The 24988-nt window shown below is 60.7% G+C and carries 16 protein-coding genes; 7 read left to right on the forward strand and 9 right to left on the reverse strand.

Annotated features, from left to right (window positions below):
• The first annotated feature begins 182 nt into the window (after positions 1-182).
• Positions 183-3050 carry a M16 family metallopeptidase gene (locus AMC88_RS10860; RefSeq protein ID WP_185185222.1) on the forward strand — a complete coding sequence of 956 codons (2868 nt, stop codon included), beginning with the start codon at positions 183-185 and terminating at the stop codon, positions 3048-3050.
• Positions 3051-3111: 61 nt separating this feature from the next.
• On the opposite strand, the gene AMC88_RS10865 is transcribed toward AMC88_RS10860, so the two are convergent.
• Entirely contained in the window at positions 3112-4278 is a 1167-nt protein-coding gene (locus AMC88_RS10865; RefSeq protein WP_049772073.1) for an MFS transporter, read from the reverse strand.
• 137 nt (positions 4279-4415) lie between these two features.
• On the opposite strand from AMC88_RS10865, the gene AMC88_RS10870 reads away from it, so the two are divergent.
• Positions 4416-5924 carry a winged helix-turn-helix domain-containing tetratricopeptide repeat protein gene (locus tag AMC88_RS10870; RefSeq protein WP_064825270.1) on the forward strand — a complete coding sequence of 503 codons (1509 nt, stop codon included), beginning with the start codon at positions 4416-4418 and terminating at the stop codon, positions 5922-5924.
• Positions 5925-6116: 192 nt separating this feature from the next.
• Here the strand turns inward: AMC88_RS10870 and AMC88_RS10875 are convergent, their stop codons facing one another.
• The 6 genes from AMC88_RS10875 to AMC88_RS10900 form a co-directional block, all read right to left on the reverse strand.
• Positions 6117-6797, reverse strand: coding sequence for a peroxiredoxin-like family protein (locus tag AMC88_RS10875; protein WP_004671720.1), 681 nt, complete (start codon positions 6795-6797; stop codon positions 6117-6119).
• Between the two features lie 74 nt (positions 6798-6871).
• Positions 6872-10117, reverse strand: coding sequence for an adenylate/guanylate cyclase domain-containing protein (locus AMC88_RS10880; RefSeq protein ID WP_012483821.1), 3246 nt, complete (start codon positions 10115-10117; stop codon positions 6872-6874).
• 177 nt (positions 10118-10294) lie between these two features.
• On the reverse strand, positions 10295-11098 hold the full coding sequence (locus AMC88_RS10885; RefSeq protein ID WP_064825271.1) for an ABC transporter ATP-binding protein: 804 nt from the start codon (positions 11096-11098) through the stop codon (positions 10295-10297).
• Positions 11099-11110: 12 nt separating this feature from the next.
• Positions 11111-11809, reverse strand: coding sequence for an ABC transporter permease (locus AMC88_RS10890; protein WP_064802632.1), 699 nt, complete (start codon positions 11807-11809; stop codon positions 11111-11113).
• On the reverse strand, positions 11809-12534 hold the full coding sequence (locus AMC88_RS10895) for an ABC transporter permease (protein ID WP_064825272.1): 726 nt from the start codon (positions 12532-12534) through the stop codon (positions 11809-11811). The genes AMC88_RS10890 and AMC88_RS10895 overlap by 1 nt, the downstream gene beginning before the upstream one ends.
• 34 nt (positions 12535-12568) lie before the next feature.
• On the reverse strand, positions 12569-13294 hold the full coding sequence (locus tag AMC88_RS10900; RefSeq protein WP_064825273.1) for a GntR family transcriptional regulator: 726 nt from the start codon (positions 13292-13294) through the stop codon (positions 12569-12571).
• Between the two features lie 151 nt (positions 13295-13445).
• Here AMC88_RS10900 and speB point away from each other — a divergent pair, with 151 nt between their 5' ends.
• The 5 genes from speB to AMC88_RS10925 all read left to right on the forward strand — a co-directional run bounded on the left by speB (position 13446) and on the right by AMC88_RS10925 (position 19967).
• Positions 13446-14492 carry an agmatinase gene (speB, locus tag AMC88_RS10905; protein WP_064825274.1) on the forward strand — a complete coding sequence of 349 codons (1047 nt, stop codon included), beginning with the start codon at positions 13446-13448 and terminating at the stop codon, positions 14490-14492.
• 74 nt (positions 14493-14566) lie between these two features.
• Complete coding sequence (locus AMC88_RS10910; protein ID WP_012483827.1) at positions 14567-15409, forward strand: transporter substrate-binding domain-containing protein; 843 nt, start codon at positions 14567-14569, stop codon at positions 15407-15409.
• Positions 15410-15523: 114 nt separating this feature from the next.
• Entirely contained in the window at positions 15524-16906 is a 1383-nt protein-coding gene (locus AMC88_RS10915; protein WP_064822036.1) for an aspartate aminotransferase family protein, read from the forward strand.
• 17 nt (positions 16907-16923) lie between these two features.
• Complete coding sequence (gene ggt / locus AMC88_RS10920; protein ID WP_064825275.1) at positions 16924-18516, forward strand: gamma-glutamyltransferase; 1593 nt, start codon at positions 16924-16926, stop codon at positions 18514-18516.
• A 17-nt stretch (positions 18517-18533) separates the two neighbouring features.
• Positions 18534-19967: an NAD-dependent succinate-semialdehyde dehydrogenase gene (locus tag AMC88_RS10925; protein ID WP_064825276.1), complete on the forward strand. Its 1434-nt coding sequence runs from the start codon at positions 18534-18536 to the stop codon at positions 19965-19967.
• A 5-nt stretch (positions 19968-19972) separates the two neighbouring features.
• On the opposite strand, the gene AMC88_RS10930 is transcribed toward AMC88_RS10925, so the two are convergent.
• Together AMC88_RS10930 and AMC88_RS10935 are read right to left on the reverse strand one after the other, a co-directional pair.
• On the reverse strand, positions 19973-22234 hold the full coding sequence (locus tag AMC88_RS10930; RefSeq protein WP_064825277.1) for a bifunctional diguanylate cyclase/phosphodiesterase: 2262 nt from the start codon (positions 22232-22234) through the stop codon (positions 19973-19975).
• Positions 22235-22632: 398 nt separating this feature from the next.
• Positions 22633-24783: a mechanosensitive ion channel family protein gene (locus AMC88_RS10935; protein WP_064825278.1), complete on the reverse strand. Its 2151-nt coding sequence runs from the start codon at positions 24781-24783 to the stop codon at positions 22633-22635.
• Positions 24784-24988: the final 205 nt, after the last annotated feature.

The raw sequence follows: 24988 nt of genomic DNA on the forward strand, positions 1-24988 counted from the left end.
ATTGTCGGGATGTAGGGAATTCATCATAGCCACGGTTTTAAGAGTTATATATCAATATCTTAAACATTAATTTTAATATTTCTGTGGAGCTCTCGCGACTTCTGACCAGAATTATCCACACATGGAAGTTGAAGCGATATGCAGCTTGTGGAATGGTCGCATCAACGCCACTTCCCCGCTTCATGCTCATCACCCGGATAAGAATGTCTCCCAAACATATGGAATGCGCCGCCGCCCGGTGGTTTGTCGCGACGGTCTCCCTTGTCGCAATTTTCGCAACGCCGGCCTATGCCGACACGCCGACCACCGCCTGGCCACAAACGCAGAGCGACATTCACGCCGATTCCAATGTTCATTTCGGCGTGCTGGCCAATGGCATGCGCTTTGCGATCATGCGCAACGCCACGCCATCAGGACAGGCCGCGATCCGCTTTCGCATCGGCTCCGGCTCACTCGAGGAAAACGACAACCAGCAGGGCCTGGCGCATGTTCTCGAGCACATGGCCTTCAAGGGTTCGACGCATGTCGCCGAAGGGGAGATGATCCGTATCCTGCAGCGCAAGGGCCTGGCCTTCGGACCGGACACCAACGCTCATACCTCCTATGACGAGACTGTCTATGCGCTCGACCTTCCCGAAGTCGATCCAGACACCATTTCGACGGGCCTGATGCTGATGCGAGAGACGGCGACCGAGCTGACACTCGATGCCGGGGCCCTCGATCGCGAGCGCGGCGTCATCCTGTCGGAAGAGCGGCTGCGCGATACGCCGCAGTACCGCGCGGGGCTGGCAATCATGAATTCGTTGCTCGCCGGCCGGCGCGTGACGATGCGCCCGCCGATCGGGAAAGCCGATATAATCAGCAAGGCGCCTGTAGACCTCGTCCGCGATTACTACCGGGCCAATTATCGGCCCGATCGGGCGACGCTGATCGTGGTGGGCGATATCGACCCGGCTGCCATGGAGATTGAAATCCGGCAGCGCTTCGGCGACTGGAAGGCCACAGGACCGGTGCCTGCAAATCGGGATACTGGCGTGCTGCAGACGAAGGGCGAAAGCGCGGACGTCGTCGTCGTTCCCGGCGGCATGACCAGCGTCCAGATCGCCTGGACGCGTCCTTATGACGCCGCGCCCGACACCTTGGCCAAGCGCCGCACCCAGCTTATCGAAGATCTCGGTCTGATGGTGCTCAAACGCCGGGTCAGCACCATCGCCAGCAAGGCGGACGCGCCTTTCATCAGCGCGGGCGTCGGCTCCCAGGATCTCCTCGATTCCGCTCATGTCGTCCTGGTCACGGCGAATTCCGAACCGGACAAATGGCAGGCGGCACTTGGGGCCATTGACCAGGAACAGCGTCGTATTCAACAGTTCGGCGTTGCTCAGGCTGAGATCGACCGCGAAATCCTCGAATATCGCTCGGCCCTGAAGGCTGCTGCCGCCGGAGCCGCGACGCGCACCACCACCGACCTTGCTTCCGCGCTGGCCAGCAGCGTCGACGACGATCAGGTCTTCACCTCGCCTGCCGACGACCTGTCGCTCTTCGAGACGATCACGAACGGCGTTACCGCGGCCGAGGTCAATCAGGCCCTGCAGCGTGCATTCTCCGGCAATGGTCCGCAGATCGTGCTCCAGACCGCCCAATCGCCGCAGGGCGGAGCCGATGCGCTCGGCCAAGTCTATCACGCTTCCAACGCCGTTGCCGTTTCGGCGCCGCCCAGTGCAACCGATGTCGCCTGGCCCTACACCCATTTCGGCGCGGCGGGCGCTGTGGTCGAACGCCGCGCCGTCGATGATCTCGGCCTGACCATGGTGCGCTTTTCCAACGGCGTAAGGCTCACCGTCAAGCCAACCAAGCTGCGCGCCAACGAAGTGCTGGTGCGCGAGGATATCGGCCGCGGCCGGCTGGACATGCCGCATGACCGTTCCCTCCCCATCTGGGCATCGCCGGCCGTCGCGCTGTCCGGCGTGAAAGCCATGGACTACCAGGATATGCAGAAAGCGCTGACCGCCAACATCGTCGGCCTCGACGTCTCGGTTGGCGACAGTTCCTTGAAGTTCGATGGTCGTACGTGGACTGAGGATCTTGCGACGCAATTGCAACTCATGACGGCATATACCTCCGATCCGGCATACCGCCCGGAGGCGTTCAAGCGGGTTCAGCAGGCCTATTTGAGCGGCCTCGATCAGTATGAGGCGACCCCTGGCGGCGTTGTCAGCCGCAACCTCGGAGGTCTCGTCCACTCCGGTGATCCGCGTTGGACCTTTCCCGATCGCGCCCAGTTGTCCGCCGCCAGGCCGGACGATTTCGAGGCGCTGTTCCGGCCTGTGGTGTCGAATGGCGCGATCAATGTCACCATTGTCGGCGACGTAACAGTGGACGACGCCATCCGGATGACAGCTGAAACATTCGGCGCTTTGCCGCCACGCCCGGAGGCGGCGCCGAGCACCGATTGGGGTAACGTGCGCTTCCCGGCGGCCACCGAGAAGCCTGTTCTGCAGACTCATAACGGAAGGGCAGATAGCGCCGCCGCCGTCGTCGGGGTCCCCATCGGCGATTTACTCTCCGATCTCCCGCGCTCCTTCACGGCCAACCTTGTCACCCAGATTTTCCAGAATAGGCTGACCGACCAGTTTCGCATTGCAGAAGGGGCAAGCTACGCGCTGGACGGCGACGTCAATCTGTCGAGGGAAATTCCCGGTTATGGCTACGCCTATTTCTATGTCGAGACGGATCCGGCCAAGCTCGCGCGCTTCTATGCACTTGTCGAAGAGATCGCCAATGATCTCAGGTCGCATGATGTCTCCGCCGACGAACTCGCACGCGCGCGCGAACCGATCATCGAGACACTGAAGCATCAGCGGCAGGGCAACGAATACTGGATTGAATATCTGCGCGGCGCCCAGACGGATCCGCGTCGTTTGGACCGCATACGCGGCAATCTCAGCGGCTACGACGAGGTTACGCCCTCAAATATCCGCGAATTTGCCACGACTTATTTCAGCCCGGAAAAATTCTGGAAATTCGAAGTACTGCCGGCGGCGGTGCGCTAAATGGTGGGCCGATTTACAGTGTAGCGGCGTCCTTTGCGGGGAAAGGGGCGCTCGCCGCAATTTAGTCCCGCATTTTCGCAGCCGTGAGAAACATCGCCAGCACGCCGCTGAGCAGGCCGAGCGATAATGGCAGCCCGTGGTGGCCGACCAACTGCATCGCCAGTCCGGCCGCGGGCGAGCCTGCCATGCCGCCGACGCCCCATGCGAAGGCGAAGGCCGCATTGCCGGCAATCAGCGTCTGGCCGGTAAAGCGCTCGCCGAGCTGGATCAGCGACATGGTGTAGAGCCCGAACGAGACCCCGCCCCAGACGAAAACGAGCGGCCAGATCAGCCAGGTGGTGAAGGTTGGTGCCAGCAGCAGGCAGCCGGTGAGGCATGCCAGGACGCAGTACGACATGATCCGCGCCGCGCCGAACCATTCGGCCGCCCGCCCAAGCAGGACCTGCAGAACGGCATTGCCGGCGACGAAACAGGTGATGAGCGAAGCGATGCGTCCCTCGGCGCTGCCAAGTGATGCCCCATAGACCGCAAACAGCGAAAGCAGGATCTGCTCGAAGGCAGCGGCGGTGAAAATGGTAAACAGCAGGAGCGGGGCCAGCGCGAAGAAGCCGCCGACCGAGATCGCCTGGCCTTCGCCGGGCATCTCGGGCAGACGTCGGGCAACGGCAAGCACGATCAGGCCGCAGACCAGGAAGGCCGTGACGCCGATCATGAAAGGCGGCCAACCTTCCGTGCCGGCAAGGCCGAGCGATAGCGGGCCGACCGCGAAGCCACCAGAGACGATCGACGAATAGAGGCCCATGATGCGGCCGCGGCGCGGTGCCGGCGTGATCGAGATCAGCCAGGTTTCGCTGACCACGTAGAGCGGATTGGCAAAGAAGCCAAGCAGGAAGCGCAGCGGCATCCAGGCCCAGACCTGTTGGCGCCAGGCAATCACCGTCAGGGTAAGGGCAGCCAGGATCGAACAGAGGATCGCGAGCCGTGCTGCGCCCACACGCCGCGAATGCGCTGGAATGACAGGCGCCGAAAGGATGAAACCCAGCGGCGTCATCGCGGCCGAGAGGCCGATCATCCCAGATGTTATTCCCTGGCGCTCCAGGATGAAGCTCAGGAGCGGGTAGGTCAGTCCCTGCGCCACGGCAAACACGGTGACGGTCGCGATGATTGCCGCCATTGCGGCCCATGGGATTCGATCTTCGTGTGGTGACGTCGTGTTTGCCGCGGTCATGCAGATGTCCTCGTCGGTTGCTGTAGGCGAACCCTTGACCCGATAGAGGCTGGAACTCTGCGGAATAGCGGAAGCGGCGTAATTAAGCCGCGCCAAAAAGTTCTCAAAAACTTCCAAACGGACTATAGATCTGCTCCATGCAGGAAGCGCGCTTTGCCTTTGGTCCGTTCGTGCTTGATCCGGAGGCGGGAACGCTCCTTCGGAACGACGCTGCCGTTGCCATTGGTCAGCGGGGGCTGAAGCTGCTTGCAGCGCTTGTCGGGCGGCCGGGCGAAATCCTTGCCAAGTCTGAACTGATGGACGCTGCGTGGCCGGGCTTGGCGGTCGAGGAAGGCAATCTCACCGTACAGATCGCGCAACTGCGCAAGCTGCTCGGCCCGGCAGCCGCCGGCGGCGAATGGATTGCTACGGTTCCGCGCATCGGCTACCGCTTCACCGGGGCGATGCATCGGCTCGGCGGCGTGAAGCGAAAGGTCTTGCCGCTGCCGGACAAGCCGTCGATCGCCGTACTGCCCTTCCTGAATATTAGCAACGATCCCGAACAGGAATCTTTTGCCGACGGGTTGACCGAAGACCTGATCACCGACCTCTCCAGGATGCCCGGCCTGTTCGTCATCGCCCGCAACTCGGCCTTCGCCTATAATGGCAGGGCGATCGATATGCGCGAGGTCGCCGACGAACTCGGCGTGCGCTACCTGCTGGAAGGCAGTGCGAGACGCGCCGCGGGACGTGTGCGCGTCAACGCCAAGCTGGTCGACGCCGTCAGCGGTGATCATCTGTGGGCGGAACGCTTCGATCGTAGCCTGGACGATATTTTCGTCGTTCAGGACGAGGTGACCGCGAGGATCGTGGAGGCGCTGCTCGGCCGGCTGCGGGCGCCGGCGCCGCGCCATCGGCCTAAAAATCTCGAGGCCCACGATCTCTGCGTGCGAGCGCGCAAACTGATGGACGATTCCCCGCAGGCGGCTCAGGAAGCGCATCTGATGCTGACGCGCGCAGTCACCCTCGACCCCGATTACGCCGAGGCCTATCGCTGGCTGGCCATGAACCATTGGATGGGATGGGTCCATAGCGGCGGGCCGACAGGTCCGAGCCGCAGCGTCGCCTTGCAGCTGGCGCACAAGGCTGTTGCGATCGACCCCAACGATGCCGGCTGTCGCTGGGTCCTGGCCTACCTGCTTGCTTACGAGCGCGATTTCGCCGCGGCGGAGGCGGAGTTCACCACGGCGATCGAACTCGACCCGAACGAAGCCGACACTTTCGCGGCTCTATCCGACATTACGGTGCTCGCCGGACGGATCGAGGTGGGGCTCGAGCACATTCGCAAGGCATTCCGGCTGAATCCCTTTCCGGCAAGCTGGTATTATTTAACGCTCGGCCAGGCGCAATATGCGGCGGGGCAATATGCGGCCGCCGTCGAGACGTTGCGTCGCGACGAGACCTATCGCACAAGCTCGCGCCGTTTCCTGGCCGCAAGCCTTGCCCAGCTCGGTCGGCTCGACGAGGCGCAGGCGGAGACCGAACTCTTCCTTGTCGCCAACCCCGGCTTTTCCATCCGCCACTGGGCGGCGACCGAACCATTCCGCGACGCTCGCACGCTTGAACATTTCGTGGAGGGCTACCGCAAGGCCGGTCTTCCGGAATAATCCGCCCCGCCTGCTCGACAATCGTTCCCATGTTCGACAGCGGCACCGCCGCCCTCGAATTCTCGGCGCGGTCTGGTGGATAGAATGGCCGCCGCCGACCATCGCGGTCGGCGAAGCGGTCATCACCAGCCGGCAGGAGTGGATGTGCCCGGCTGGCTTCGCGTTCCGGATCAGCTGATTATGGCCGCCGCTTCAGACCGCCATATTCGCCGCTGCCGACATCACTTCCCGAGGCGCGGGAACGCCGAACAGATGGCGGCCGGCCTCTTCGACTTCCGTGAAGCACCAGCGCACGACACCGTCACGATCGAGCAGGAATTCCCCGACAAGCTGGCCTTCACCGGTGGCGATCATCCTCTTGTCATCCGCGGTGACTTCGTAACCGTCAGCCTTGTCGAGAAAATCCATCGCTGCGATAGGGTTCATCGGTTCGGGAAGTTCACCCGGCATGTCGACGCGCATCGACATCACCTTGTCCATGCTGACCGTGTGCGGCCATTCGTTTTCGGTCTCGGTGAATTGAAGGCTCGGCAGGCCGAAGGCGCGATGTGATACCCGTTCGGGGTCGGAGGCCGCCAGCAGGTTGGGAAGCGGGTGGTAGCGGAAATAAAGGCGCGCTCGCTCGATCGGGGTATTGACGACGGTCAGGCTGTCGATGCCCTTCTCCTGCAATGCTTCGGTCAGTTCGGCCATCGCGGCGATCTGCCTGCGGCAGAAGGGGCAATGCAGTCCGCGGAACAGGCCCACGAGCAGCGGCTTCTGGCCGCGAAAGTCGTCGATGGCGATCTTGCCTTGGCGAGTGATCGCATCCAGCACTACGTTGGGCGCGCGATCTCCAGGCTGTAACGGTCTATCGGCGTGGTTCTCCTGCATTGTTGGGTCCTCCCTTTATGCGTTTGAATCGCTTGATCTATTCGATATTGCGCGATCATTGCGACGCGAATTGTTCAGTCGAGAAACGGCAAGACGACGAGGGTGCCTGGGTCGAGGTTGTGGCGGACGCACACATCCTGCGCCAGCGTGAAATACCGTTCCGCTTCGTCCATTTCGTCATGTTCGAGGCTCAGCGTCGCCAGGCCATCATAACACGGAAAGAGCAGTTGCGGCTCGTCAATTTCCTGAGCAACCTCAAGAGCTTCTTCGTAATACTTACGAGCTAGCTTCGGTTGCCCATGGCATTGATGAATCTGGCCGAGCACGATTAGCGGCACGGACAGATGATCGCGCTGATCGAGCGCCCGGTCGATCTCGACTGCCTTTTCCGCCGCTGGCACGCCTTCGGCCGCACAGCGATCGGTGAAGGTGCAGCAGGACACTGCGAGGTTGGCGAGAAGACGCGCCTGGAAGCCGAGGTCGCCGATACGGGTTGCGACCTCCAGTCCACGGCGGCAGACCGTGATGGCGTTGGCCGGGTCGACGATTGTGTAGAGAACGCCGAGATTGGAATAGGCGCGGCAGGCGGCACTCTGCAGATCGGCTTTTTCAGCCACCGAGAGGCTGCGCTCGACTTCCTGCACGGCATCGCGCCGGCGTCCGAGCCGCGCGAGCGCTGCACCCTTGGTGTTCAACGCCTCCGCCATCGCCCGGGCTGCCTCGCGGCCGGCCTCGGTCGTCCCGTCGATCGGCAGCGTTTGCAGGCATTGCAGCGCCTGTGTCGCCCATTCCGCGGCGGCGCCCTGATCACCCATGCGGAAGGCCAGATGGCCGCGCTCCTGCAAGAGATGGGCATGTTCGACCGGTGCATCGATCGTCGCGATCAAAGCTTCCGCCGCGGCACAATGCGTCTCCGCCTGGTCGCGGCGCCCCGCATCGAGATGCAGACGGCCGATCTTTCGCAGTATCCTTGCTGCGGCGATCCGGTCGTCGTTGGCGCGGTGGATCGCCAGCGCTTGCTGATAGTGGGTCAAGGCATCGTCGCGGCGGCCGGCAGGGCCGCAGAGATCGGCAAGGCGCTCCAGCAGCGCCAATTGCTCCGGCGTCACCTCCGGCTCGTCAGCGAAGGCCGCGAGCGCTTGACGATAGAGGCGCATTGCATCGTCATTGGCATAGGCCTTGCGCGCCTGATCGCCCGCCGCCATCAGGTAGGCGGCGCCCCTGGCTTTGTCGGTCGTCAGGCTGAAGTGATGGCCGAGTTGCGCCAGATGCTCGGCACGCTCGGGCGCCAGGCCATATTGGCGCTCTAGGACCCGGCCGATCCTGCCATGGAGTTCCATGCGCCGTTGCAGCAGCAGATTCTGGTAGATGACGTCGTGCATCAGCGTCTGGCTGAAGCGATAGCCCGGCGACCCGCCGGCATCGGGGCCGCGCAATTCTTCGATGATATTGGCATCGCAGAGATAGTCCAGTGCGGCATCGATGGCGGCCGGATCGGTGGCGACGGCGCGGAGCAGGGCGGTATCAAATTTCGGGCCGACCACCGCCGCCTCCTGCGCCAACCGCCTCATCTCCTGCGGCAGACGATCGACGCGGGCAAGCAACAAGGCTTGCAGGTTCACCGGGATGGCGACATCCGTGTCGTCCGCCGCAACATGCCAGCGCTGACCGTCATGATGCAACGTGCCCATGTCGATCAGTCCACGCAGGATTTCTTCGATGAACAGCGGATTGCCACCGGCGCGGTCGAGAATGCGTTTGCGCATTGCGACCGGCAGCTTGCCATGCGCCTCGCCAAAAAAGGCGGCAAGCAGCCTCTGCCCATCGGCGGCAAAGAGCGGGCCAAGACGCTGCACGGTGACGTTGACGCGATTGGAGTTCAGCGGGTCGGTCTGCTGCGTCGGCCGGTAGATCACAAGCAGCATCAGCCGGCTGCGCTCCAGCCGGTCCATCATGAAGCGAAGCACTTCCAGCGAAGCCGCATCCGCCCAATGCAGATCCTCGATGACCAGCAGGAGAGGGCCTTGCGCCAGCCGCCGCTCGAAGACGGTGCGGATCGCGTAGAAGATCTGCCGCCGCAACTGCTCCGGCTCGATGTGCCGCAACGCGCCATCGGGATCGCCGAGGCCGAGCACATGCAGAAAAAGCGGCAGGAGCCCATCGACATCGTCCTGCGTCAGATCGAGCGCGCGAAACCCTGTCGTCAACAGCTGTCGGGTCCTGTCGCGATCGTCGCGCTCGCCGATCCCGTAGGCGCTGCGCACGACCGCGGCGAGGGTGCCGTAGGATTGTTCGCCAAGGGGAGAGCAGGTGGCTTTGCGGATGGCAAGGCCAGGGAAACGGGTCGCATTGGCGGCGAGCCCGACGAATTCGGTGGCCAGACGCGATTTCCCGATGCCCGCTTCGCCGATCAACCGGACGAGCTGCGCAGCGCCGTCGCAGGCGAGATCAAGGCAGGAGAGCAGCCGCGACAATTCCGCATCCCGTCCGATCATCGGCGCCTGAAGGCCGAAACTTTCGAGTCCGCGCGCTGTATGCGGCGCGTCCAGCAGCCCGATCAGCCGATGGACGTGAACGTTCCCGCTTTTGCCGCGCAAGGTCTGCGCGCCGAGGCTGTCGAAGGCAAAGGCATGGCGGGTAAGGCGGTAAGTCAGCGGACCGACGAGAATGTCGTTTTCGCCGGCCATGGATTGCAGCCGTTGGGCAGTGTTCACCGTATCGCCGGTCACCGAATAGGATTTGGCGCCAACCGCGCCGAAGCCGCCGGTAACGACGGGGCCGCTGTTGATGCCGATGTGCAGGCGCAGCGGCACGCCGGCACGCGACTGCCAGCGTGTGCCGACCGCGGCGGCTCGGTCGATCATATCAAGTGCGGCGCCAAGCGCGCGTACCGGATCGTCCTCATGGGCAACCGGCGCGCCGAACAGCGCCAGAAGGGCGTCGCCGACGAACTTGTCGACGAAGCCGCCATAGGTTTCCACCGCCCGGGTCATCTCTTCGAACAATTCGTTCTGCAGCACCCGCATGGTTTCGGGATCGATCTGCTCGCTCAGTGTGGTGAAGCCGCAGAGATCGGCAAAGAGCACCGTCACCGGCCGCCGGTCGGCATCGCTGTCGGATTTCGTCGCCACCACCTCAATAATCGGCTTCGGCGCAGGCGAGGCTTTGCCTGAAATCGATGCGCCGCATTTGGGGCAGAAGGCAAAATCGGGCTGGCACGCATAACCGCAGGCGGCGCAAGAGAGAGGCTGCCTTGCGCCGCATCGCGGACAGAAAGCAAAACCGCTCTGAATATCGAAACCGCAGCCGGCGCAGTCCATCGCTGGCATCTCACGAACCCGGTATCCGACGGCTATGTCAGCCGCAACCAACGGGCCTCAACAGAAGAGCAGCATGAACCTGTTGCCCCGTGCCCGCAAGCGTCAAACAGGCGGCAGAACAACGATCGCCGTTGAACGCCTGAGTTTCTTGAGATCCGCGTCGGAGGTCAAACGACGTCACCTCGTCCCTGCCAGAAACTGGCGGAACCGTTCCGATTTCGGATGCGTGAAAAGCTCGGTGGGCTCCCCTGTCTCTTCGACGACGCCCCGGTGAAGAAAAATCACTTTGCTCGACACGTCTCGCGCGAAGGCCATTTCATGGGTGACAACAAGCATGGTTCGACCTTCCTCAGCGAGCGAGCGCATCACTTTCAGCACTTCGCCGACGAGTTCGGGATCCAGCGCCGAGGTCGGTTCGTCAAACAGCATGACCCTCGGCCGCTGCGCGAGAGCGCGGGCAATCGCAGCCCGTTGCTGCTGCCCGCCAGACAAATGCGCCGGATAGAAATTTCGTTTTTCGGCGATGCCGACCCGTTCGAGCAGAGCTTCGGCCTCCGCGATACATTCCGCGCGGTTGCGCTTCTGCACGTGCACCGGTGCTTCGATCACATTTTCAAGAATGGTCATGTGCGACCAAAGATTGAAATTCTGAAACACCATGCCGATGTGTTCGCGCATCCGGTCGACTTGCCTGCGGTCAGCCGGCACCGTTCTGTGCCGCGATTTCTTCAGAGCGTACATCTCGCCGCCGATGCGAATTTCCCCGCTGTCAGGGATTTCGAGCATATTGAGGCATCTCAGCATCGTCGATTTGCCGGAGCCGGATGAGCCGAGGATGGAAATCACGTCCCCCTCATGCGCTTCAAGCGAAATTCCCTTCAGCACTTCCAGCGGGCCGAAGCATTTGCGGAGATCCTTGACCGAAACGGCAGCGCTTTTGTCCTTGTTGTCGCTGACCAAAACTGTTCCCCTGTCAGACATGCACACTCCCGTTTAAGATTGCAGCCGCATACGCATATGAGGCGAAAGCCAGAAATCCACCGCCATGAGCATCCGTGTGACGATGAAAATGATCGCGAGGTAGATCGCGCCGGCGACGATGAAGATCTCGAAAGCGCGGAAGCTGTCGGCGATCAGTTTTCCAGCCAGACCGGTAACTTCCATGATCGTGATGACAGACGCGAGCGCTGTTGCTTTGATCATCAAGATGATCTCATTGCCGTAAGCGGGCAGCGCATGCCTGATGGCGATCGGCAGGATGATCCGTCTGAACAAGAGAATGCCCGACATGCCACAAGCGCGAGCCGCCTCGATCTCCTGAGCGGAGACGGCCAGCAGTCCTCCCCGGAAAATTTCGCTGCAGTAGGCCGCAGTATTCAGAGTGAGGGCGAGCACCGCACACCAGTAGGGTTCGCGAAAGAACCCCCAGACGCCGAGGTCCTGCAGGCCGTGTCTGAATTGGCCGAGGCCATAATAGATCAGGAACATTTGGACGAGAAGCGGCGACCCTCTGAAGACGAAGACATAGGCACGGGTTATGGTTCGGCCTATTTCACCGCCGGTCACGGCCAGGAGCGAGATCGCCAGCGCCAGCGCGCTGCCTGCCACGACGGACGTGACGGCAAGCTCAAGCGTCAGCGGCAAACCGGTCAGAAGCGTGAGAAACGTATCCCACATAAAGCCCAGATCCATCACAACGCTCTCCTTGTGCCCTGGATCGTTCGCGCTTCCATGCGTCTGAACAGGATTGATGAAAGCCAGGTGATGATGAGATAAAGAACGACCGCCGTCAGGTAGAACTCGAACGGCCGGCGCGTCGATCCGGCCGCGATCTGCGATTGGCGCAGCAGTTCGACGAGACCCGTGACGGAGATCAATGCCGATTCCTTCAGGACGAGCTGCCAGGTGTTTCCGAGCCCTGGAATAGCGTAGCGCAGGACCAGGGGGGCAACGATGCGCCTGAATTTGGGCCATGGCCGCATGCCGACGGCGCTGGCGGCTTCGAGTTCGCCGCGTGCAACCGACCTGTAAGCGCCGCGAAATACCTCAGCCTGATAGGCCGCCGAAACCACGCCAAGCGCCAGGGTTCCGGTCAAAAATGCCGGCATTCCAATGAAGCCTTGATAGCCGAACAGGCCGCCCAAGGATCCAAGCAATGCGCTGCCGCCGAAATAGAAAAGATAGATGACCAGAAGGTCGGGCACGCCGCGCAGAACGGTCGTGTAGCAATCCGCAAGCCACCGGATGGTCAGGTGGCGGGACAGCTGCATGAAGGTAATGACGGTCCCGATCAACGTTCCGGTCAGGAAGCCGCAGACGGACACACCGATGGTCATCGCGGCCGCAGTCAGTAGTAGCCAACCCCAACCCGTCTGCTCGAAGCCGACGAGAGCCAGGTAACTGTCGATAGGTGCCATGCGGGGACCCCTTGGTAAAAGATCGGGTTGCGCGTCAGTCGGCTGCGCGCCGATGCGCCCAGATGCGCTGGAGCTTCGACATGTTTTTGAGCGAGCTTTGCACATGCGCTCTTGCTGCTGCGGCCGCCGCCTCCCGGTCGCGTGCGCAGATGGCGTCTGCGATCGCCCGGTGTTCGTCGAGATCGGTGTGCTCCAGGTCCACCCAGAGAACTTCCAGCCACAGGGCCAGGCGAAGCTGCTGATAAACTTGATCCGTCACCCTCACGAGGGCCTCGTTTCGGGTCGATTCCACGATGACGCGATGGATGTATAGTCCAAGGTCGAGGTTGCGGGCCGCGTCAGAGGGCGTCCTGTTCGTCGTATCCTTCAGTTCAACCATCTGGGCAATGACGTCACGGAGCCGATCGAGGTCTTCCTCGCTCGCTATCTCGCAGGCGAGTTGCGCGGCGCAAACGTCGAGCGCTTCGCGAACGACCAGCAGATTGCAGAACTTGGTGACGTCGAGATCGGTAACCGTGTAGCCGAAATTCCGCTGACCGACAATAAGCCCTTCTTCTTCCAGCTTCATCAGCGCTTCGCGCAGCGGCGTTCGGCTGACGCCGAAGCGCTTGGCGAGCGTCACTTCCGACAGGCGCTCGGAGGGGCGAAGCTGGCCGGTGAGGATCAGATCCTTCAATTGCAGATAGGTGCTCTCACGCAACGATCCTCGCTGTTCTGTCTTGGTCGATGCCAATCGATTCCCCTTCCGTCTCTGGTTCATTCACCCCTCGGTGAGCGTCACCATAACTTTTTCCCTCTTGCTCGATCAAGAAGAATACGATTATGTATACAATGTTGACTACAACAAGCAATCGTCTTTTCGCTGGCGTTCAAAAGTCGCCCGCGATCTGGTCGCAACATCTGGAGGTACGATGCCGGAGATTCTCAGTCTGGACGAACTGCGGGAGCGCTTTTCGAACGCTTCAGGCGGTGAGATGTTCGATCCGGAGTTTCGCAAGGTGGCCGACCTGGTCTTCGGCGAGGGCGATCGTCGCCAGGCGCCTTACTGCGGCGTCCCGACATTGTTGAAGGCCCCGTATCGTCCAGACGCCGCACCCAGTTTTGCTGATATAGATATCGCGCTTTTCGGCATTCCGATGGATCTCGGGGTGACGAACCGATCCGGTGCGCGGTTTGGGCCACGAGCCGTACGCAACGTCGACCGGGTCGGCCCTTACGATCATGTCATGCGAGCTGTCCCGACCGCCCACGCCCGTGTTGCTGATATTGGCGATGTTCCGTTCAAAAGCCGTTTTGATCTTGCCGCATCCCATGCCGATATCGAAGGATTTGTCCGCAGATTGGTAGAAGCGGGAGTCCTGCCCCTGGCCGTCGGCGGCGACCACTCTGTCGGCCTTCCGATTCTCAGAGCCGTCGGCAAGGATCGCCCTGTGGGAATGATCCACATCGACGCGCATTGCGACACGGGCGGTTCGTTCGAAGGATGCAAATTCCACCATGGCGGACCGTTTCGCCAGGCGGTTCTGGACGGTGTGCTTGATCCCAGGCGGACGATCCAGATCGGAATTCGTGGCAATTCCGAATATCTATGGGAATTCTCGTATGCATCAGGCATGACCGTCATTCATGCGGAAGAGGTCGGTGACCTCGGCATCAGCGCCGTCATCGCCAAGGCGAGAGAGATCGTCGGGGCGGGGCCGACCTATGTCAGCTTCGACGTCGATTCTCTCGATCCCGCATTTGCGCCAGGCACGGGAACCCCCGAAGTCGGCGGCCTGACCTCGGCGCAGGCGCTTGGCATTCTGCGCGGTCTCATCGGCTTGAACATTGTCGGCGGCGACGTTGTCGAGATCGCTCCGCAATACGACCCGACGTCGAATACGGCACAAATTGCCGCTCAGATTTTGTTCGAACTCCTCTGTCTTGCGGCCGAGGCAATCAAGGTTCGCGCGTCCTAGCAAACGGATGTCGCGGAGTCTGCAACCGCCTTGCTTGGGAAAGGGCAGGGCGCACCAAAAAGGGGAATAAAAACATGCAAGTATCAAAGCTTTTGCTGACGTCCGCTTTGCTCGGCGTCATCTCGGCCGGCGCTGCCGCTGCGCAGACGAAGCCAACCGAAATCACCATTGCGACCGAGGGAGCCTACGAGCCCTGGAATTTTACCGGTCCTGACGGCAAGCTGGCAGGGTTCGAGATTGATCTCGCCAATGACCTTTGCGCGCGCATGAAGGTGAAATGCACCATCGTGGCGCAGGACTGGGATGGGCTCATTCCATCGCTCACGGCCAAGAAATTCGACGCCATCATGGCCTCAATGATCGTGACCGAAAAGCGCCTTGCCGTCATCTCCTTCAGCAAGCCCTATGCTCCGACCGCCGCCGCTTTCATGGTCGAGAAAACCGGTCCTCTTGCAGATCTGCCGGGGACCGGGACGACGGTCGACCTCGCTGCGGACAAGGCGAAGGTCGAGCAGGAATTGCAGCCGCTTCGGGACGCTCTCAAAGGCAAGGCCGTGGGCGCCCAGGTGTCGACGGCGAACGCAGTCTTTCTCGACACCTATTTCAAGGGCGTTGTCGATCCAAGAGAATACAAGACCGTCGAGCAGCATGATCTGGACCTCCAGGCCGGTCGCATCGACGCCGTCGTCGCGCAGAAAACGTCGTTGACCGCAACGCTCGGCAAGGACGACTTCAAGGACTACAAGATCGCCGGCCCGACCTTCAAAGGCGGGGTCTTTGGACAGGGGATCGCGGCAGGTCTTCGCAAGGACGACACGGTGTTGAAGTCGATGTTCGACGCGGCGATCGAAGCGGCGGAAGCCGACGGCACGATCAACAAGTTGGCGCAGAAGTGGATCAAGACATCCCTTGATTGATTAAGCTCCCACGGCAGCAATTGGCAGCCGGTGCACCGAGTAGGTCGCGCCGGCTGACCGGCAGAGCTTTGCCAGGAGCCGCCATTGAAATAGACCCACATTTGGAGAACCTCTGTGACCATCCTTCTCAACTCCGTCGAATCCCGCGACGCTGCGTTTGTTCTTCATCCCTATACCAACGCTTCGCAGCATCTGAAGGACGGCCCGCTGGTGATCACCAGGGGCGAGGGGATCCATATCGTCGACAGCGAAGGCAACAAATACATCGAAGGTCTTGGCGGGCTCTTCTGCGCGTCGCTGGGCTTCAGCGAACAACGTCTGGTAGACGCCGCGACCCGCCAGATGAAGGAATTACCGTTCTATCACAGCTTCGGCGGCAAAACGCATGAGACGGCGGTCGAGCTTGCCGAACGGCTCATTCAGCTTTCACCGGTTCCCATGTCGAAAGTGTTCTTCGCCAATTCGGGTTCCGAGGCCAACGACACGGCCATGAAGCTTGTCTGGTACTATCACAATGCCATCGGCATGCCCGAAAAGAAGAAGATCATCTCGCGCATGCGGGCTTACCACGGCGTGACCATTGCTTCGGCCAGCCTCACCGGGTTGCCGAACAATCACCGCGATTTCGATCTGCCGATTGATCGGGTGCTGCATACTGATTGCCCGGAGTTTTATCGCTATGGCCGCCCGGGCGAAACGGAGGAAGAATTCGCGACGCGCTGTGCCAACTCGCTTGAGCAGATGATCCTTGCCGAGGGGCCGGAAACCATCGGCGCATTCTTCGCCGAGCCCTTGATGGCATCCGGCGGCTGCATCGTTCCGCCGCCGACCTATTACGAGAAGATCCAGGCGATCCTCAAGAAATACGACGTGCTGCTGATCGCTGACGAAGTCATCTGCGGCTTTGGCAGGCTCGGCACGATGTTCGGTTCGGAAAGCTTCGGGCTCCAGCCGGATATGATCGTCATGGCAAAGCAGCTTTCGGCAGCCTACCAGCCGATCTCCGCCCTGATGATCAACGAAAAGATCCATTCCGCTGTCGTTGCCGAGAGCGAGAAAATCGGAACATTCGGTCACGGTTTCACCTATAGCGGCCATCCGGTCGCGACGGCCGTCGCCCTGGAAACCCTGAAAATCTACGAGGAACGTGACATCGTTGGCCACGTCCGCACCATCGCCCCGGTGTTCCAGCGGCGGTTGAACGAACTTGGCGACCATCCGCTCGTCGGCAACGCCCGCGGTCGTGGGCTCATCGGCACCCTTGAACTGGTTCGCAACAAGGAAACGAAAGAGCAGTTCAAGCCGACGGACGGCATTGCCATTCACGCAGGCAAGCAGGCCCAGGTTCATGGCGTCATCACGCGCGCCCTTGGCGACAACTACTCGCTTTGCCCGCCGCTTATCATCACCGAGGCAGAGATCCACGAATTGTTCGATCGCTCCACGCGCGCATTGAATGATACCTATACCTGGGCGAGGGCAACCGGCCTCTATTGAGCGAAGGAAGCGACGATATGCGAAATTTCGAATTGCCGGGAAGATCGATGGCCGTCGGCCGTAATGGGATGGCCGCGACATCGCACCCGATGGCGACTTTGACCGCGATCGAGATCCTGAAAGCCGGCGGCAAGGCCATCGACGCCGCCGTCGGCGCCTGTGCCGTCCAATGTGTCGCGGAGGCCGGATCCACCGGCATAGGCGGCGATTGCTTTGCGCTGCTGGCGTCGAATGGAAATGATGATGTCCTTGCCTATAACGGCTCGGGACGCACGCCGGCGGCGGCGCATTTCGCCTGGTTTCAGGAAAACGGCATCACTTCGATCGAGCGATCATCGCCGCATGCGGTGACCGTTCCTGGGGCGGTGGACGCCTGGACCCGCCTCGTTGCCGATCACGGCAGGATGCCGCTGTCGGAAATTCTTGCGCCGGCAATTGCACTGGCGCGCGACGGCTATGCGATCACGCCACGGGTTGCCGCCGACATTTCGAACCAACGCGACTTGCTGCTGCGCGATTCATCGACCCGTCGCCTTTTCCTGATCGATGATCAGGCTCCGCCGATCGGATCGGTTCAATTTCAACTGGAACTGGCGCAGACGCTGGAAACGATCGCAAAGTCGGGCCGTGACGGCTTCTATCGCGGTCCGGTGGCAGCCGACATGGTGACCCGGCTGAATTCCCTTGGCGGCCTCCATACAATTGAGGATTTTGCCTCAGCTGCCGGCGAATATGTGAAGCCGGTCAGCGCGACATACCGCGGATGGACGGTGCATGAATGCCCGCCGAACGGGCAGGGCATCGTCGCTCTGATGATCCTGAAGATCCTGGAGCGGTTCGAACGCAAAGGCGACCCGCTTGGTGTGGACAATCTGCACATCGAAGTCGAGGCCACGCGGCTGGCTTATGCGGCTCGTGATCGATGGGTCGCCGACATGGCCGCCTCAAACGTTCCGGTCGACTTCCTGTTGTCCGATGAACTCGCCGACAGCCTTGCCGCCAGGATCGACCTGAACACCATCGCCGATGCCGGGGCCATTATCGATGGCGTCGAGCACGCGGATACTGTCTACATTTCGGTTGTCGACAAGGACCGAAATGTCGCCAGCTTCATCAACTCGATCTTCCATTCTTACGGAAGCGGATTGATGGCGCCGAATTCGGGCGTCTTGTTCCACAATCGCGGACAGAGCTTCAGTTTGAAGCAGGGGCATCCGAACGCGATGGGGCCGCGCAAGAGGCCCATGCACACGATTATCCCGGGTCTGGTCACCCGCAATGGCAAAAGCGTCTTGTCGTTCGGTGTGATGGGTGGGCACTATCAGGCGATGGGCCATGCCCACTTCCTCTCCAAGCTGTTCGATTTCAATCTGGACATACAAAGTGCGATTGATCTGCCTCGGCTCTTTCCGCTGCCCGGCACCACATCAATCGAAACCGAAGCGCTTCTGCGAACCTCGATCGGGCGTGATCTCGAAGCCCGCGGCTTCAAGGTCGTCGCACCGAATTGGGCGATCGGCGGCGCCCAGGCGATCTGGATAGACGATCAAAACAACACGCTGCTGGGCGCCTCCGATCATCGAAAAGATGGTTGCGCGCTCGGCTACTAGAGGCGGTGGAGAGCTGAATGTCGGCATATCCGAATACTCAACTTTATATCAATGGCCGCTGGAGGCAGGGTTTGAACGACGATCTGACCGTCGTCAATCCGGCCTCGGGCGAAGTCATCGGCCGTGTTTCAAATGTCGGCGTTGCTGATCTCGACGAAGCGCTTTCGGCAGCCGCCGCCGGGTTTGAGCAGTGGCGGCGCACAAGTGCGTTCGAGCGGGCAAAGCTGATGCATGCGGCGGCGGAGATCCTGCGGCAGCGCACTACGGCGATCTCTCGAATAATGACATTGGAACAAGGCAAACCGCTCGCCGAATCCAAGGCAGAGGCAGCCGCGGCTGCCGACATCATAGACTGGTTTGCCGAGGAAGCCCGCCGTGCCTACGGCCGGCTCATCCCGCCACGAGCGGCCAATGTCAGACAGATGGTGGTCAAGGAGCCTGTCGGCCCGGTGGCGGCCTTCAGCCCCTGGAATTTTCCGCTGAACCAGGCCGTGCGCAAAGTTTCGGCCGCGCTTGCGGCCGGCTGCTCGATCATATTGAAGGGACCGGAGGAGACGCCGGCAAGTTGCGCTGAACTGGTTCGCGCCTTTGCCGAGGCGGGCCTGCCAGCGGGCGTCCTCAATCTCGTTTTCGGCATTCCGGCCGATATTTCAAATCACCTGATCCCGCACCCCATTATCCGAAAAATTTCCTTCACTGGATCGACGGCCGTCGGCAAGCAACTGGCTTCCCTGGCCGGCGCCCACATGAAGCGGGTGACCATGGAACTCGGAGGCCATGCGCCGGCAATCGTGTTCGATGACGCCGATATCGATCTCGCGGTCAGACTGTTGGCCGCTGCGAAGTTTCGAAATGCCGGGCAAGTCTGCGTGGCGCCGACCCGGTTTCTCATCCAGGAACCCGTCTTCGACAAATTCCTCGATGGCCTGGTAAAGGCGGCCGAGGCGATTAACGTCGGCGATGGATTGAGCGACGGCGTAACCATGGGACCGCTTGCCAACGCGAGGCGGGTAGGGGCCATGGAGGCGCTGACAGCCGACGCGGTGATGCGCGGTGCGAAGATTGCGACCGGCGGCAAACGGATCGGCAATCTCGGCAACTTCTTCCAGCCGACGGTTCTCACCGACGTACCACAGCATGCCCGCGTGCTCAGCGAAGAACCATTCGGCCCCTTGGCGATAGTGAGCGCATTTTCGGACTACAATTCTGCCATTGCGGAAGCCAACCGCCTGCCATACGGCCTGGCGGCCTATGCCTATACAACTTCGGCAAAGACCAGCGCAGCCCTTGCCCGCGATATCGAGAGCGGCATGCTGTCGATCAATCATCATGGGCTGGCGCTGCCGGAATTGCCTTTCGGAGGCATAAAAGACTCCGGCTACGGTTCGGAAGGCGGCTCTGAAGCAATGGAGAGTTACCTCAATACGAAGCTCGTCACCGAGGCGGCTTGAGCAGGCTATCGGCTTGCCTTTGCCGTTCCCGTGCCCTTCATCCGGCAAAATTCGATCAACTGATCCGAGGTCATGGGCCGGGCCAGAGCGTAACCCTGGAGCAAATGGCAACCGAGATCTTTCAGGATCTTCGCGTGCTCCATTGTCTCCACGCCCTCGGCAACGATGTCGATGTTCTGCGACCGGCCGATTTCGATGATGGAGGAGACCAGACGGCGTTGCGAGGGGGAGGCGATGATGGGCTTGATGATCTCTCGGTCGATCTTGAGCCGCCGCGGTTCAAATCGAAGCAGGCTGATGATACTGGCATGTTCCGTGCCGAAATCGTCGATCTCGATTTCAATGCCGAGCGCTTTGATTGCCGGAATGACCTCGTTGAGAGCAGGCTGAAGCTCGTCGAAGGAGATTGTCTCAAGCAACTCGAAACATAGGCGACCCTTCGCTGCGGGAAGCGCGGACAGCTCGGCGAGCAGATTTGCCTGCGCCAGCCGGCGCGCTGAAATATTGACGGAGACCCGTGGAATTTGCATCCCCAAGCCGTCCCATCGCGTCAGCTCGAACAGCGCCTTTTGCAGGATCAGCTTGTCCATGTCGCCGCTGCGCCCCAGTTTTTCCGCAGCATCCAGAAATGCGTTCGGGCCGAGCAGACCTTTTCGCGGATGAGCCCAGCGGGCAAGCGCTTCGACACCTGCGATATCAAGCGTGTTTGCATTGAACTGCGGCTGGAAGAATGCAACGAGTTCATCGCGTTCGAGCGCTTGATTGAATTCATCCGCCAGTTCTTTTGCTTGGATTGCCGCGCTGCGAAGCTCCTCGGTAAAAACGGCCGCGCGGCCGCGGCCGGCTTTCTTCGCCTCGTACAGCGCCAGATCGGCATTCAGAAGCAGCTGGCCGAGGTCGCGGTCGCGGGCGCTTTCAGTCTCCCAGGCGACACCGACGCTTGCGCCGACCACATAACCAGCTCCATCGATAAAAATGGTCTGCTGCAGCGCGTCGACAATCTGTCTGGCCAATTCGGCTGCTTTAGGCTCGGGATCGGTGCTCCAGCTGGCGACAACGAACTCGTCTCCGCCGATGCGCGCTGCGACATCGTTCGGGCCGGTCAAATCGGCAAGCCGCGAAGCGGTTGTCTGCAGGACCATGTCACCGCCGGCGTGCCCCTTCGTGTCGTTGATCTCTTTAAACCGGTCAAGGTCAATATGGATGAGGATCAGACGGTCCTGCGGATCGGGCCGCGGCGGCTGCGAGATCATCTGGTCGACAAACCGCCGATTGGGTAGCCCGGTGAGGGCATCATGCAGCGACAGGTGCTCCAGCCTCTGCCGGGCCCGGACCAGCTTGCTCTTGTGAAGGCGAAGTTTTTCGATGGTCTTCTGGCGGGATTTGGTCAGAAAGCCCACCCAGACGATCGGCGCGACAACACACAGGGCCAACAGACTGGCATAGAGCTCAAAAGTGCCGATGCCGTTATTCTGGCCCCATCCACTCCTGGGAAGTGCGGCGAGAGACCACCGGCCGTAAGTCATATCGACCGAGGCGACGACCGGCTTCTTCCCAAAAGTTTCCAGGCTGCCGAGAAAGACCTGTTTGGCCGAATTCGGCTCCGGCGTCGTGCTGATGGCGATCTCAAGGTCGGTCGAACTAAGGCCGCTATCCCGGTATAGCCTCGGAATATCGACAATTCCGGAAAGCAGACCCCAGAAGATCTGGCTGTTTCCGTCATCGATATAGACCGGGCACCTGACAACGAAAGCCGTTCCGCCTTGGACAAGCTCCACCGGGCCTGTCAGGACGATATTATGCGTGTTGCGCGCCAGCATCGCGGCGGCCCGTTGCTTCTCATTTTTTCGGTAGTCGAGTCCGATGGCCTTTTCGTTTCCTGTTTCCGGATAAACCCACTGGACCACCATGTCGGGCGCTGCGGCGAAGCTTCGCAATTGTGAATCAGGCTGCAGAATCTGCGCGGCAAGTTTGGAAAATCTGTTCTGGCCCATCGCCGGATCGACCGCGATGCCCGCCGCCAAACCTTGCAACAGCTTCACATTGCTGTTGAGGTTTGTCTGAAGTCGAGATGACATCGTCGCAAGTTCGCCGGCAACAACCGAGCGTTCGTCGGCCAACGACCGCTCAAGCCGCCAGTTCGTTGCCACCCAGACGACGATGGCTGCGATAATGGCCGCAAATAGTGCCGGAGCGAAGGCGCTCGCATGGCTCATCAGAGAGCCCGCGAGGTTGCGAATTATCTTTGTATGTCTTCGAAACTTCATCAGGTCGCCAGTGTGAATGACAGGCTTGCATCCTTGCACAGTTTCTTTAAGGCAACGCTAAACCGTCGATCTGGTTGCAGGAAAGACAATCGAGTGGGACTGCGGTCAGGCCGGCGCCAACGGCTGCGTCCATCTTTGCGGAGCCGGGAGGCGGGCGAGGAGGCGAGACCGTCGCATCTCTAACTGGCCCAACTGTCGCATTACTCTAAATAGAATGTACCAAGCCATTGTTTTTTCTGGCATGTCGCACTTGGAAATAGAATGTACCCGGCTACACACAAAGATCACATAAGATAGATTATGGAACACGAGGATGTCATTTGATTACAAAGGCATACCGTCGTCCGCCTTATAGCCCACCCTTTTAGAGCGCAAATTTCGCCTGTGCCTCGCCGATGCTATTCCTGAGGTGTCGGGACGACTTTCGATGGCCTTTGTAGTTCCGCCGCGGCGGCGGAAGCCGTTGCATCTCCTGTCCCGCTGGATACATGAACCGTCGGGGTTGCAAACTGGATCCCTTTTTCCGCGAATGTCTTCTTGAGCATGGCAAGGGCCTTCCGGCGAACGCCGAATTGTTCACCAGGTTTGCTCATGAACTTCAGCCGAATTTGCACACCGTAATCGGCCATCTGCTCAATTCCCTGCATTTTCAAGGGCTCGATGATATTAGGCCCGAGTTCGGCATCCTCCAGAAGCTCGACGCCGATGCGCTTGATGGTCTTGCGGACCTCTTCAAGGTCGCTGTCATAGTTCAGGGTAAGCGTGATGATGTCGATAACCCAGTCGCGGCTGAGGTTCTGCACCGCGCCGAGTTCGCCGAAAGGAACGATGGTGACCGGACCGCGATGGTGTCGCAGGCGGATCGATCGCAGCGAGAAACCTTCGACCGTCCCTTTGTATTTCGCCGCCTGAATGTATTCACCGATGCGAAAGGCATCGTCGAACAGATAAAAAACGCCGGAGATGATGTCCTTGACGAGTGTTTGCGCACCGAAGCCGACGGCAATGCCGACGACGCCGGCGCCGGCCAGCAGCGGACCGATCTGAATGCCGACGGCATCCAGGATCATCAGGAAGCCGACAGCCCCGATCGCCAGAAACAGCACATTGCGAAGGATGGGAAGCAGCGTATTCAACCGCTGACGCCGGCGCGCGTCGGGTCCGTCCTCATGCCCCGCCTGAGCACTTCTCGACGCCTGTGCCATCTGACTATCGATCAGCGTGCTTGCGAGCTTCCAGATGACATCGGTCACCAGCAGCACGATAACGATACGGATTCCTGCGCGGATCAAACGCGTGGTCACCGTCTCGGCTGCGGCAAGGTCACTGAGATTGACATCCCACGAACGCGCAATGAGCAGCGCGGCGACCACGATAAGGCCATTGCGCAACGTTTGCATGATGACGACAGACCATCCGACGATGGCCGGATCTTCGACGACGTGCTCGCCGCCGGACCGTATAATGCGGCCAATGATATCCCGAGCCACGGAAACGGTCAGCGGCAGAAGCGTCATGACGATCAACGTCCAGAATGCTCCGCGCAGCCCTGACACCCATAACAGCCACGACAGCACGATGCTGGCGCTGAAGCCGACACAGACCAGCCGGTTCACCGTCGGCCCATCTGAACGAAAATGCCGCAGCCAGATCATGGCGATCAGCGCGATTGAAACGACACCGAGCCAAGCCGCGGTAAAGAGGTCGACCAGGATGGGTGAAGTCCCGATGGTCTGGAACACTTCGATGACGGCCCAGCCAGCCGCCAGCACGGCGACGATTGCAAGCAGCCAGTGGTACCAGAACCAGGCAAGCGAGGTGACAAGCGTCAGAAGACGCATATGCGGCAGTCGGGCACCGGGCGCGATGACAATGCGGCCCACAAGCACACCGAGGCGCACCATCAGCGCCGCGGAAAGCAGAATGAGCGCAATATCGCGAAACACGGCAGGCCAAGGAAAGAGGATAAACGCGCCGAGGCTTCCGATCAGGTAACCGACCAATGCCAGAAGGCCCATTGCAAGCCGGCTCGCGTGCAGCTTGATCCGTTGCCGGGCGGTGTCGGCAGGCGCATTCAGCACAAAATGAAGAAGCCCTCGCCCGGACCACCAGGCAAGGCGCTGCGCAGCGAATCCGCCTGCGACGAAGAGTGTGACCGCCAAGATCAGGCCGAGAGGGCCGATATGATTATCCGTTTGGAAGGTCTGGACCGCCGCCTGGATCTGCCCGGGAAGGGTCGGGACTGCATCGAGGAGCGTCAGCAACCTCTGGCGCAAATACTGTAGTGAGGTGGCAATCGACTGCGGTGCCGGCTCTTGAGGGGCAGCTATCGGCTGCGCCGGTTCCTGATTGCTGGGAACGATCCGATTGACCAGCGCCCGTCCGGAATCGTCATTCGGCAATTCGATGATAACCCGGATTGGTGGCGACGGATTGGTCGATTCGGCCGCTGACGTGGAATATACGCTCCAAATCAGAAGCGCCGAAAATACAGCCGCAAGGAAAAGGCAAATTTTGCGGAGGGAATGACGGTCGTCGTTGATGCACATGTACCCGTGGGTCCCCGAAAAGTTGCCGTCGCTGCTGGCGGCCGATAAAGCGCCGCACTTTGTGAAGGGTCGCACGATCAACGTCAATCGATGAATGTCTGGCGAATGCAGACAGAATTTTTGCCCCACCCCTGCCCGCGCATCGCCTCCGCCCATCGCAGAAACAGGACACTTCAACTTTGCGGCCCAAAGGCTTGGGCCGCTC

Source organism: Rhizobium phaseoli (assembly GCF_001664385.1).
In the GTDB taxonomy this organism is placed as follows: domain Bacteria; phylum Pseudomonadota; class Alphaproteobacteria; order Rhizobiales; family Rhizobiaceae; genus Rhizobium; species Rhizobium phaseoli.